General features: G+C 41.2%; 11 protein-coding genes. 6 read left to right on the forward strand and 5 right to left on the reverse strand.

Annotated elements, in window-relative coordinates:
• Window positions 1–43 precede the first annotated feature (43 nt).
• Complete coding sequence (locus PH_RS03505) at window positions 44–1,186, forward strand: DUF763 domain-containing protein (RefSeq protein ID WP_010884840.1); 1,143 nt, start codon at window positions 44–46, stop codon at window positions 1,184–1,186.
• Here PH_RS03505 and PH_RS03510 read toward each other — a convergent pair.
• Genes PH_RS03510 through PH_RS03520 form a run of 3 tightly spaced genes read right to left on the reverse strand, consistent with a single transcriptional unit; the run spans window position 1,183 to window position 5,155 of the window.
• The gene (locus tag PH_RS03510) at window positions 1,183–3,396 is read right to left on the reverse strand and encodes a glycoside hydrolase family 65 protein (RefSeq protein ID WP_010884841.1); all 2,214 of its coding nucleotides are present in this window, start codon (window positions 3,394–3,396) and stop codon (window positions 1,183–1,185) included. The genes PH_RS03505 and PH_RS03510 overlap by 4 nt on opposite strands.
• The gene (locus PH_RS03515) at window positions 3,393–4,085 is read right to left on the reverse strand and encodes an HAD family hydrolase (RefSeq protein ID WP_010884842.1); all 693 of its coding nucleotides are present in this window, start codon (window positions 4,083–4,085) and stop codon (window positions 3,393–3,395) included. The genes PH_RS03510 and PH_RS03515 overlap by 4 nt, the downstream gene beginning before the upstream one ends.
• On the reverse strand, window positions 4,082–5,155 hold the full coding sequence (locus PH_RS03520) for a TrmB family transcriptional regulator (RefSeq protein ID WP_010884843.1): 1,074 nt from the start codon (window positions 5,153–5,155) through the stop codon (window positions 4,082–4,084). The genes PH_RS03515 and PH_RS03520 overlap by 4 nt, the downstream gene beginning before the upstream one ends.
• Window positions 5,156–5,291: 136 nt before the next feature.
• Between PH_RS03520 and PH_RS03525 the strand changes: the two genes are divergently transcribed.
• The 4 genes from PH_RS03525 to PH_RS03540 are packed head-to-tail and all read left to right on the forward strand — an operon-like array spanning window position 5,292 to window position 9,537.
• Window positions 5,292–6,677 carry an ABC transporter substrate-binding protein gene (locus tag PH_RS03525; RefSeq protein WP_143522647.1) on the forward strand — a complete coding sequence of 462 codons (1,386 nt, stop codon included), beginning with the start codon at window positions 5,292–5,294 and terminating at the stop codon, window positions 6,675–6,677.
• Window positions 6,678–6,686: 9 nt separating this feature from the next.
• Window positions 6,687–7,628, forward strand: a complete 942-nt coding sequence (locus tag PH_RS03530; protein WP_010884846.1) for a carbohydrate ABC transporter permease — start codon at window positions 6,687–6,689, stop codon at window positions 7,626–7,628.
• A complete protein-coding gene (locus tag PH_RS03535) occupies window positions 7,625–8,464 on the forward strand; it encodes a carbohydrate ABC transporter permease (protein ID WP_010884847.1) in 840 nt (279 codons plus the stop codon). Before PH_RS03530 ends, PH_RS03535 begins: the two co-directional genes overlap by 4 nt.
• Window positions 8,464–9,537, forward strand: coding sequence for an ABC transporter ATP-binding protein (locus PH_RS03540; protein ID WP_010884848.1), 1,074 nt, complete (start codon window positions 8,464–8,466; stop codon window positions 9,535–9,537). Before PH_RS03535 ends, PH_RS03540 begins: the two co-directional genes overlap by 1 nt.
• On the opposite strand, the gene PH_RS03545 is transcribed toward PH_RS03540, so the two are convergent.
• Window positions 9,524–10,312, reverse strand: a complete 789-nt coding sequence (locus tag PH_RS03545; protein WP_010884849.1) for an extradiol dioxygenase — start codon at window positions 10,310–10,312, stop codon at window positions 9,524–9,526. The two genes, PH_RS03540 and PH_RS03545, sit on opposite strands and share 14 nt — an antisense overlap.
• 110 nt (window positions 10,313–10,422) lie before the next feature.
• Here PH_RS03545 and fbp point away from each other — a divergent pair, with 110 nt between their 5' ends.
• Window positions 10,423–11,550, forward strand: a complete 1,128-nt coding sequence (gene fbp / locus PH_RS03550; RefSeq protein ID WP_048053210.1) for a fructose-1,6-bisphosphate aldolase/phosphatase — start codon at window positions 10,423–10,425, stop codon at window positions 11,548–11,550.
• Here fbp and snatA read toward each other — a convergent pair whose 3' ends face one another.
• Window positions 11,551–12,156 carry a neutral amino acid NAAT transporter SnatA gene (snatA, locus tag PH_RS03555; RefSeq protein ID WP_010884852.1) on the reverse strand — a complete coding sequence of 202 codons (606 nt, stop codon included), beginning with the start codon at window positions 12,154–12,156 and terminating at the stop codon, window positions 11,551–11,553.
• Between the last annotated feature and the right edge of the window lie 25 nt (window positions 12,157–12,181).

The following is a 12,181-nucleotide window of genomic DNA, read 5'->3' on the forward strand; positions in this document are numbered from 1 at the left end:
AGTTAAGGAGGTAACTGATTTAAAGTTGTGGGTTGAAGGTTAGATGATGAGAACTGGCATTGCTGAGCTCCCTCTTCATACGGGGCATGTCCCATTATGGTTGGCCACTAGGATGAAGAAGCTCGCTGGGATAGTTCTTAAGTTACTTATTGAGGAGTACGGAACAAAAGGGTTACTCGAGAGATTAGCAGATCCTGTATGGTTTCAAGCCTTTAACAACTTGATTGGAATGGACTGGGACTCTTCTGGAAGCACAACGGTTACTACGGGTATAATAAAGGAGGCACTAAATGAGTTGGATCTTGGGGTAAAGGTTGCCGGAGGTAAGGGGAAGAATAGCAGAAAGACCCCTGAGGAAATTAAAGGGATAGCAGAGAAGTTTGAATTAGATCCAGGGGAGTACATAAAGGTATCTAGGCTCGTTGCTAAAGTGGACAATGTAGCCCTGCAAGCTGGATATCAGCTTTACCATCATACTTTCTTTCTAGATGAGGAAGGAAACTGGGCCGTTGTTCAGCAGGGGATGAACGTTAAAGAAAAGTTAGCTAGAAGGTATCATTGGTTTAACTCTGATCTTAAGGATTTAGAAAATCCTCATTCTGGAATTTCCGGAATTAGAAGTGATTTCGCCCTAAATACTGTAGATAAAGACATGAGAGAATTTCAAAGGACAGTAGTGGAGATCGCCCAAGAGGGAAGAAGGGTTATGAGAGATTTAGAAACTGTAAAGGCAATGGTAAAGGGGTATGCAGTATTCTATAAGCCTAGGGATGTTGATGTGAAGGAGATATATGAGAGGTATGAAAGTCTCGGAAAGTTAGAACTTAACGCTAGGGCTTTGGAATTTATGAGAGAACTAGAAATAAAAGATTATTCCACATTCCTCCTTATTAAAGGGATTGGCCCAAGTACGTTGCGGGCTCTTTCTCTGGTTGCAGAGCTCATATATGATGTGAAACCGAGCTGGAGGGATCCCGTTACCCATCCTCCGGATCCCTTTAAATTTGCTTACGCCCTTGGAGGAAAGGACAGGGTTCCGTTTAGAGTTGAGAAGGAGACTTATGACGATCTTATAAACTTCCTTGGGAAGCTAAGCGAAAGTGGTAACAAGTATTTGCTAAAAGCCGTAAAAAGGATAAGCGAAAAGTGGAAGTTTCCAGAGAAAGAAAAGGTCCCTACATTTTAATTAGCTACTATTACAACCTCTTTTCCAGGATATAGATCTACTTCCTTTCCAAAGCTAGATATTTTGACTTTTCTCGATCCTTCAAGCATTCTAGCCCTAACTTTCTTCCTAGAAATTTTAAATTCTATCCATGAACCTTTGAAGAATATCCTGAACTTAACGTACTTCCATTTTTCAGGAAGATTAGGATTAAGCTCTATTTTGTTTCCTTTTACATTGAGGCCACAAAATCCTCTGACGAGTACTTGCCAGGTTCCTCCCGCCGTTGCTAAGTGAAATCCCTCTGCAGTGTTTCCGTACACGTTTTTGAGATCTATATTTGCACATCTCTTGAAGTACTCATATGCTATCTTTACCTCCCCTATCCAGGTTGCAATGATCGCGTATGGGGGCATGGAGAGTGATGAAGCATGGGTAGTTCTCCTTATATAATAGTTAAAGTTACTCTTTATTTCCTCTGGAGAGAAGTAGTCCTTAAGGAGATATTGGGCCATGATGACATCGGCCTGCTTAACGAGTTTCGTTTTCCCTATGTTATTCCTGATTTCCTCGGGGAGTGTTTTTTCTCCAATATTGAAGGGATCAACTTCAAAATCCATCAATTCAAAGTAACCATCAAACTCTTCAAAAACTCCGTCTATCTTCCTGGGAATGTACATGTTTTTAGCTATCTCTTCCCATTTTTCAACCTCCTCCTCTCTTATGTTTAATTTTTCGACAATCTTTTTCCACGGTTCCCTATTCTTTGACTCTCTAAAGTATCTTATTGCAAGTTCGAGATTATGCTTGGCCATTAAGTTTGTAAAGAAGTTGTTGTTAACGTGCTCATGGTATTCATCAGGTCCTATTACTTTTTTAATGACGTACCCTTTTCCTTCCTCGAACTCAACCCTACTAGCCCAAAATCGGGCCGTCTCAAAGATTATCTCAAGGCCACACCTGTTCATAAATTCGAGATCTCCAGAGACTTGGTAATAAAAATCAACTATATATGCTATATCCGCAGTTATGTGATGTTCCTCCTCTCCGGTGTAAATTCTAACGATTTTCCTTCCCAACATATCCAATGGTATCTCAGAGGGGGTAGCCTCGCGTCCATCATCTGCCGACTCCCAGGGAAATTGGACCCCTTGATATCCATTCATCTTTGCATTTTCTTTAGCGGCATCTAAGTTGTTGCATCTATAGAGGAGCAATCTCCTGGCCTCTTTTGGCATCGTGAATATGAAGAAAGGTAATGCATATATCTCTGTATCCCAGAATATATGTCCCCTATACCCAAACCCATGTATTCCCCTTGCTGGTAGCGAGACTTTATCTGTTGGTGGAAGGGATTGGATCAAGTGAAAAATGTTAAAGTTTAGGGCATTTTCAAGGTCTTTATCTCCTTCGATTTCCACTTTCACTTTCTCCCATATTCTCTTCCAGCTGTTTATATGCTCTTCATATAGCTTTTCAAATCCTAATCTCTTAACATCTTTTAACTCCTCTAAAGCTGCTCCTTTAGATACTGTAACGTACTTTGTAAATTTGTACGTTTTTCCTGGTTTAAGTTTAACAATGTAAATTTCTCCAATTTCATTATCGGTTCTAAAGGTGCTCCTCGATGTATATTCTGATGGAACCAAGCTACTTGCAATTTCCAACGTGTACTTATTGTCTAAAGTTTTCACCCTAGCGTATACTCCCTCCTCAGTCTCTTTTATCGAGTCCACTCTATAATGCTTGATCATTATCTCGTCTATAAACCCTGGATTTGCAGTATTGAATTCTATGGGATTAACTACAACTGCGATTCCTCCCTTGCTAGCTTTTAGCTCAAAATCTAGAAGGATTAGGTTTTTTCTTTTCATGTGGACTATCCTTGTACTTTTATATAAAATTTTATTTCCATTTTTTGTTTCAATCTCTAAGTGAGTTCTTAATAAGCCTTTTTCTATATCGAGCTCTCTCTGGAATTCCTTGACTTTTTGAGAGCTTGGATTTATTAGTTCTCCATCTATAATTATTATCATCCCTATAGTCCTGGGACCATTTACCAATTCCCTGTAGAAGTAGGGAGTGTAATCATAGACCCCGCTAACGATCGTTCCATAAGGAGATCTCTCGAGTTCAAATTCTCCCCTAACTCCTAATTGTCCATTTCCGAGTGTTAGTATTGTGCCCAGCACCTGTTCATCTTCTTTGGAGAATCCGAATTGAAATCTCATATCTTCCCCTCCTTACATAGTTCGAATATGACGGAAGGATTAAGCTCTTTAAAATCCCTAAATCTCATGTCTGCTTCCTCTAGGGTCGTATCCCTTTCATATCCCAGGACTAAGCTCCCTAGTTCCTTTCCTGCTTTAACTCCCGCTGGGGCGTCCTCAATTATTATGAAGCATGTTGGAGAAAATCTCCTCTTTAATTCTTCAATTGCTAGTCTAAAAACTTCCTTCTTTGTTGATGCCAGGCCACTTACATTTACGTCAAATAGCTCTACTAACCTTTTATCGTTGACGATGATCCTTGATGCTAGTTTAGATGCATTTCTTGAAGCCGAGGCTAGTGCATTTAATATTCCACTTTTCTTAGCATTTAATAAAAACTCTATGGCACCCCAATTTACCTCATACTCTCCCTTATCTATAAGCTCGTTAAGGATCTTATTCTTAAACTCCGCAAATTCTTTTAGTAGTCTCTCTTTCTCCTCTTCTGAATTCGCTCCATACTTTTCATAGATCCCAGTTAACGTCAAGATATTATGGGCCCCTTCATACCTTGGTTTTCCAGATACATACTTAACGTAGAATTCATGGTCAATATCCCCACCATACTTTCTAGTGGCTTCTCTCCACGCTTTTTCATGAGGAGTGTAAACCAGGACTCCATCAAAATCCCATATTAAGGCCGGCTTCATGGTTTCTTTCCTCCTTCCCTTTCGACTTTCTCAATTATAACCCTCTGGGCTTCTATATCTTCAATTTCAGCGTCAAATCCTCCAACAGTAAACGTTCCCTCGTTACTCTCCAAGATGAAGTTGCTCACTATTCCTATCCTGTTAACGGCCCTAACCCTCCCGGAAACTTCAATCGGGTACTCACTTTTTACATCCCTTCCAAGCACCCTCACTATTGGAGTATACCCTAGTCTAAGCAATGCTTCTAGCTCATTAAGGGCCATTGAGAAGTCTATAAACGTCTTCGGATACACCTCTGGTCCTGGGATCCAGCCTATGATCTCCTTGGCCTTGACCCATAAGTTGTTGTGTATGTTCAAGAGCCTTAAGAGGAGGTCCTTCTCATGAATTATGTAACCATAAACTTCATTTTCAGAAATTGGTAACTTATGGATCGTGAAGAACCTGCGCTTGGAATATACGGCCCTGTGGAGGTCTGATATTATTAGTAGGAAATTTCCCAATTCAGATGTCTTTACTTTTATCTGGTTTTTAAAATCGGCGAGCTCGATAAAACTCTTTGTAGTTGGATATACTAGAAGGTATAAGTTTATTCCTCTCCGAAGAGCGCTAACAAAATACGGTGAAAGCTCTTTATAGATTTGATATGGTAATTCGGCCCTTATTTCAACTTCCGCAGAGTTTATGGTTTCTATGGCACTCGCTAGAACTCCCTCTAAACTCCTTACATAAGATATATACGGCTCTTCACCTTCATTTTCCCTTATTTTTCCTAACTCTTCTTGGAGAATTCTCTTGAGGGAATCTAGCTTCATTTTTTGCACATCTATTAATGCTGTTATGTCGTTTGCTGTATACACTCTAGGTCTTCCTGCGGATGCCCTTATGAATCCCTTCCTTATGAGGCTTTGAATGATGTTGTAAAGTTGGGGCTGATGAACGTCAAGGGTCTCCAAGAGATCCTTTACAGTAGCTCCATTTTTCATGAGAATAGCTAAGTAAACCTCGGCCTCTCTCTTGGTCAGCCCTAATTCCTGGAGTTTCTCTACTATGAAGTTATACTCATCCATGCTGCTCCCTCCTTAGATAGATTATACGACTTTATACTATTTAAATATATTTGATACTAAGATAGCAAAATTTATATAATAGAACATTAGTATAAATCTTTAAGGATCTCCCATCCATAGTCATGAGGTGAGTAAAATGAGAAAGCCCCTCTTGGTTGGGTTTTTGATCCTTGCCCTGGTTTTGTCCACAATAGCTGCAGGATGCATAGGTGGAGGAACAACGCAAACAAGTCCAACACAGTCCCCAACTGGGACTCAATCTCCAACACCAACTCAGACGACTGAAACTATAACTAAGACGGAAACTAAGACAATGATACAAAATCAAGTATTCATTAGATTTGCAGGTTGGAGTGCTGGAGAAACTGAAATGAAAAATTACCAGAGAATGATAGAACTCTTTGAGAAGGAAAATCCAAACATAAAAGTAAAGTACGAGGTTATAACTCAGATGTTCCATGAGAATATCCTAGCCTCCTTTGGAGCCGGTGTTGCGCCAGATGTTTTCTATGTTGATAGCTCCTGGGCTCCAATATTCATAGAGAAAGGGGCCTTATATCCAATTTCAGAGCTTGCAGATGAAAGCTTCATAAACAAGTTTTATCCATTCCTATTGGAGCCATTTAAAAAGAATGGAAAACTCTATGGTCTTCCAAAGGACTGGAGCATGCTTGCGCTATTTTACAATAAAAAGCTCTTTGAACAAGCGGGCCTCACTAAGCCGCCCGAGACGTGGGATGAATTGCTAGAGTACGCAAAGATAATAACAGAGAAAACTGGAAAGCCAGGGTTGGCTATATATCTAGGAGGATTTAATAGATACGTTCCTGTTGCCGTTAGCAATGGAGCACCTAAGCCGTGGTTTGAAAAACCGGAAGATGCTTCATGGTTCGATAACCCGGTCGTTAGGGAAACGTTAACTTGGTACATTAACTTATACAGAAAAGGAAAGGTGGAAAGAGAAAAGAAGGGCTTACCTCCCTACGTTGTAGCTCCGGAGGATGTTGGAGCTGGTTGGCTTGGTGATGCCTTTGGACAACAGAAAGTTGCCATGGTGATAAGTGGAAATTGGATGATTCCGTTTTTAGCAGATCAGTTCCCGAACTTTAAGTATGGAGAAGATTGGGACATAGCTCCACTACCGGCTGGAAAGAATGGAAGAGTTACGATGGTCTATACGGTTATCCTTGGTATAAACTCAAAGACAAAGCATCCCAAGGAAGCATGGAAATTTGTTGAGTTCATCCTGGGACCAAGAGGTCAGAAAGAGCTAGTGGTTAAAGCTGGGCAGACATTACCAAGTATGAAAGGCTTTGAAAACGACCCTGATCTCTGGCCTCAGCACAGGAAAACACTATCCTTTAAGTATGATAAGATGATAGTATTCCTTTGGGGTCCAAAGTCAGGGCCCCTCGAAGCTAAGTTTAGCGATGCTATGGCCGCTGCAATGAGAGGTGATATGAGCATAGACGAGGCCATAGAGACTATGAAGCAGGTAGTTCAGGAAGAGCTAAGTCAATGAGGTGATATTATGCCTTCATTTCTTTCTAATTTTTATGAAAAGGCTAAAAATAAGGAAATCGTTGCTGGATACACACTAATATCTATGGCGGTTTTTCTGAACATTTTGTTTGGTTATTTTGCTATGATATTCGCCTTCTATCTAAGTTTCTTTGAATGGGACTACATAGGAAAAATGCATTTTGTTGGTTTGAGAAATTTTGAGATAATGTTCAGGGATTTAATAAGGGGAATGAAAGGTGCTCCTTATCTTTTGTCTCCATTCTACACTGGCCTTAAAAACACGCTACTTTACACGCTTATCGTTGTTCCCACTCAAACAATATTAGCGATAATATTAGCCGCATTTGCAAATCAGAAGATTAAAGGTCAGCAGTTTTTTAAGGTTTCCTACTTCCTTCCTGCAACGACATCCTCTGTGATAATATCCTTAATTTTCATCTGGTTATTTATGAGGAATGGCTTCATAAACTATGTTCTAGTTCATGTCATTCCAGGATTTCACCCAATAGATTGGATCCATGATAGGAGGTACCTACTGTACGCTATTTCTTTGGTTGCAATTTGGGGAACTAGTGGGCACTTTATGGTCTCGTTTTTAGCCGCTATGCAGGCCATCCCCAGGGAAATATATGAAGCTGCAATGCTTGATGGGGCCGGCCCCATTAGAAGGTTCATCTATATAACGATTCCAATGCTAAGGCCAATGATAGTCTACGTGGTCGTCATGGGATTAATAGGAGCTCTTCAAATGTTCGATCTAGCCTGGGTTATGGCGGGACCTAGTGGAGGCCCTGGGGGAGCTGGATATACCATTGCAATGGATATATATAACGAAGCTTTTGCTCGCATAAGGCCTGGTGTCGCGGTCGCTAAAAGCTGGTTTCTCTTTGCGATAATTTTCACGACGACTTATCTCTTTCAAAGAAGGTTTGGGAGGGCAATAAGATGATTAGTGAGAAAACTATGAAGAAGTTATGGTTACTGCTTACGTATTCCGTCTTGATAATCTTTGCCTTAGTGTATTTAATGCCCTTCATAAGGTCGATAGTTGCATCCTTTATGGAGTGGGCCCAGGCATCTAAGTATCCACCAGAGTGGATTCCCCATCCCTTCACGTTAGAAAATTACAGAAAACTATTTAGACTCGAATTGTTCCCTAGATGGATACTCAACACATCCCTTTACGCTGGAATAACGGTTACCGGGAATATAATCTTTTCAAGCATGGCTGGTTACGCTTTTGCCAGATTAAAGTTTCCTGGAAGAGATGTGATATTCTCTAGTCTGTTATCTTTACTCATGATTCCAATGTTTGTAACGTTAGTTCCTAACTACATCATAATTTACAAATTGGGGCTTGTTGATAACATATTTGGCCTTTCCCTCTTAAGCTTAGTGAGCGTATCTAGTATATTCTTGATGAGACAATACTTTACATCTCTACCTAACGAAATATTTGAAGCAGCCCGACTTGATGGATGTGGGCCAATAAAGTCTTTCTTTTACATAGCACTCCCACTTGCCAAACCAGCTTTAGGTGCTGTCGCTGTTTATCAATTTTTAGGTGCTTGGAATGCATTCATTGGCCCACTGATATTCCTCCGTTCTCCTGAGAATTTCACTTTACCCGTAGGTCTAAGCTTCGCGTTCCAAAGGAGCATGTGGACTGAGTACACTCCGATCATAGCTGGCTCGATAGTGGCGGCCGCTCCCACGATTCTACTATTCGTAGCTCTAAATAAGTACCTAATTAGAGGAATAGTAGTTACGGGAGGGAAGGGATAATGGCGAGGGTGCTATTAAAGAATGTTACCAAAGTATTTGGAGATGTTGTGGCTGTAAATAAGCTTAATCTAGAAGTTAAGGATGGAGAATTTATGGTTTTGCTCGGACCTAGTGGATGCGGTAAGTCAACGACCCTAAGGTTAATAGCAGGTTTAGAAACACCTACTGAGGGAGAAATTTGGATAGGGGATAAACTCGTTAATGACATTGATCCTACAAAAAGGAACGTAGCTATGGTATTTCAGAATTATGCTCTCTATCCTCACATGACAGTTTTTGGTAACATAGAGTTTCCGCTGAAAATGGCAGGAGTTCCTAAGAGCGAGAGAATAAAAAAGGTAAAGGAAATTGCAGATTTCTTGGGTATTGGGGATTTGCTTAATAGAAAACCTAGTGAGCTCAGCGGAGGTCAACAACAGCGTGTTGCATTGGCTAGGGCCCTTGTTAGGGAGCCTGAAGTTTTCCTGCTCGATGAGCCTTTGAGCAATTTAGATGCAAAGATTAGAACTCAGATGAGGTTTGAATTAAAGAAGTTACTCAGCTATGACCTAAAAATAACTACGATATACGTTACCCATGATCAGGTTGAAGCCATGACAATGGCGGATAGGATAGCAGTCATGAATAAGGGGGTTATTCAGCAAGTTGGAACTCCTGATGAAATCTTTTATAAACCTAAGAATACATTTGTAGCAACGTTTGTTGGAAGTCCCCAGATGAACCTTATAGAGGGTGAAATAATTAAAAAAGATGGAAAAGTCATCTTTGATTGCGGTGAATTTTCTCTTAGGCTACCAGAGGATTTAAACATTGAAGGAAGGGTAATCCTGGGATTCAGGCCTCAACATGTAGAGGTCTCGGAAATGCCAAGAGAGGATTTCATTGAAGGTAAACTGATAGGGATTGAGAAGCTCGGCGTCGAGAGCTATGCCCATCCAGCGTATGGTGATGTTGAAATAATAATTCGGGTGCCTGAGGAATTAAAAATTAAGGAAAGGAAAATATATTGGAGACCTAGTCTCACTAGGATTTACCTCTTTGACCCAAGAACAGGTGAGCTCATTTACGGCTAAACAATGCCGATGCCATTCCATAGTAAGTTGGACAAGCGTAAGTTACCAGGCTTGATTTCATCGGTATCTCCTTTAGAACTCCAAGTCCTATCAAAAGGGACCAATAACTATCAGGCTTTGCTTTTGCTATGAATTCATCATCTAGGCTTAATAAAGTTTCGAGATTTGAACTCTTTAGTGCTTCCGTTATTATCTTATCGTACTCTTCAGATTCTTTAGCATACCCATAAGGCCCCTTTTCATCGTGGGCGTGCCCATGGTCAGCACTTATTATTAGCCCTATCTTTTTCTCCTCTTCCTCTAATAACTTCCCAAGGAACCTTCCAAATTCTACTAAGATGTTCCTATCTATCCTGGCTGGGGTTAGTAATACTATCTCCCTCTTCTCAAGGAAGTGGAGAGGAATTATTTCTCCCCAAGTTAGTGGAAATCTTGAGTATCTTCCCTTAGCACTTGCGAAGTTTATATCAACGATTGGAAACCTTCCTCTTGCTTCCTTGAATATCTTCTCGGCCAACATTCTATCTGTTTTATACTCGCTTTCACTTGGCACATGTACATCGTTAAAGGGAAGCCAGGGGATTAGGTATTCCGTCATAATTATTCCAAGTTTGTCGCTTATCCTGACGTTATGTGGGCTTATCAATACGTAGGTTTCTGAATCTTTTAACCTCCTTCCTATCTCCTTTAATGCTTCATTTAACTTTCTACTTTCATCGTCTGGGGGATAAACTGCTTCGTTTCCATGAGGCATTACGGCCATTCCAACTAGCATAGCACCACCTTAAATGAATAAATCTTAGAGTATTAAAACAGTTTGGGGGAAGCAAATCTTTTTAAGTGGTTATAAATAGTATAAATTGGCTTTTTTCAGAGGTGGTTGCGATGGCCGTTGGTGAGAAGATAACTATAAGCGTTATAAAGGCTGATGTTGGTGGATGGCCGGGACACTCCAGAGTTCATCCAGCCCTAATTGAAAAGGCCAGGGAGGTTCTTTCTGAAGCCCAGAAGAACGGGACGATAATAGACTTCTACGTAACTTACGCTGGAGATGACCTTCAGCTGATCATGACCCATAAGAAGGGTGTAGACAGCCCCGAGGTTCACGGGTTAGCTTGGGAGGCATTTAAGAAGGCTACTGAGGTTGCTAAGGAGCTTGGTCTTTACGGAGCTGGTCAGGACTTGCTTAAAGATGCCTTTAGTGGTAACGTTAGAGGACTGGGACCAAGCGTTGCTGAGATGGAAATAACCTTAAGAAAGAGCGAGCCAATAGTTACCTTCCACTTAGATAAGACCGAGCCGGGAGCTTTCAACCTACCGATCTTTAGGATGTTTGCAGATCCCTTTAATACTGCAGGGTTAGTCATAGATCCAAAGATGCACATGGGATTCAGGTTTGAGATCTGGGATATTTTAGAGCACAAGAAGGTTATAATGAGCTCTCCAGAGGAAATGTACGACATCTTAGCCTTAATAGGAGCCAAGAGCAGGTACGTTATCAAGAGGGTCTATCCAAAGGAGGGCCACCCAGTACCAAAGGATGAACCAGTTGCTGTAGTCTCAACTGAGAAGCTTTATGAAGTTGCAGGAGAGTACGTAGGAAAAGATGATCCTGTAGCAATAGTAAGAGCCCAAAGTGGCCTTCCAGCCCTGGGAGAAGTTCTAGAACCATTTGCATTCCCACACTTGGTTAGTGGATGGATGAGAGGTAGCCACAACGGCCCACTAATGCCAGTTCCTCTAAAGTATGCAACGCCAACGAGATTCGATGGACCACCTAGGGCCGTAGCTCTAGGATGGCAGATAAGCCCGGAAGGAAAGCTTATCGGACCCGTTGACCTCTTCGATGATCCTGCATTTGATTGGGCGAGACAGAAGGCCCTAGAGATAACTGATTACATAAGAAGGCATGGGCCTTTCGAACCACACAGGCTACCATCTGAGGAAATGGAGTACACAACCCTTCCAGGAGTTCTAGAAAAGTTAAAGGATAGATTTGAGCCGATAGAGTAGTTAAATTCCGAATGCTCCTTTTATTCCATTTATTATCATTTGCATGGCCATTGAAGTAAGAATTAGGCCCATCATTCTTGTTGTGACTTTAACTCCAACCCTTCCGAGCCTCTCTATTATCTTGTTACCTGAATATAAGATTCCATAAGTTGTAAGCCCTATTGCAATTATCGTGAGGATTACGATCCCAGGGGACTCCTTAGTCATATATAGCATAACGGTTGTTATAGCTCCGGGCCCTGAGATTAGTGGAATGGCTAGGGGTATTACAGCTACCTCTTCCAGTGTCACATCCTCTTCATCTATCTTAACGGAGGAAAGCTTTCCAGACAGCATTTCCATTCCCATCCTGAACAGAAGTATTCCCCCAGCTATTGCAAAGGCATCGATACTTGAACCGAAGAATTTGAATATCCATTGCCCAACTAGTGCAAAGACTGTGAGAGTTATGAAGACTGTAATTGAGACTTTCTTAGCTACTTCATGCTTAATCTCAGCAGGTAAATGACCGACAACACTCATAAATACGGGAACGGCCCCAATGGGATTTGTAATGGCAAACATTCCTGTGTAGAGGATCATGAACGTTTTTATAGCTTCTAGCATCGTGCTCCCCCAGGGTCGGTAAAAT

The organism is Pyrococcus horikoshii OT3, from assembly GCF_000011105.1.
Lineage (GTDB): Archaea > Methanobacteriota_B > Thermococci > Thermococcales > Thermococcaceae > Pyrococcus > Pyrococcus horikoshii.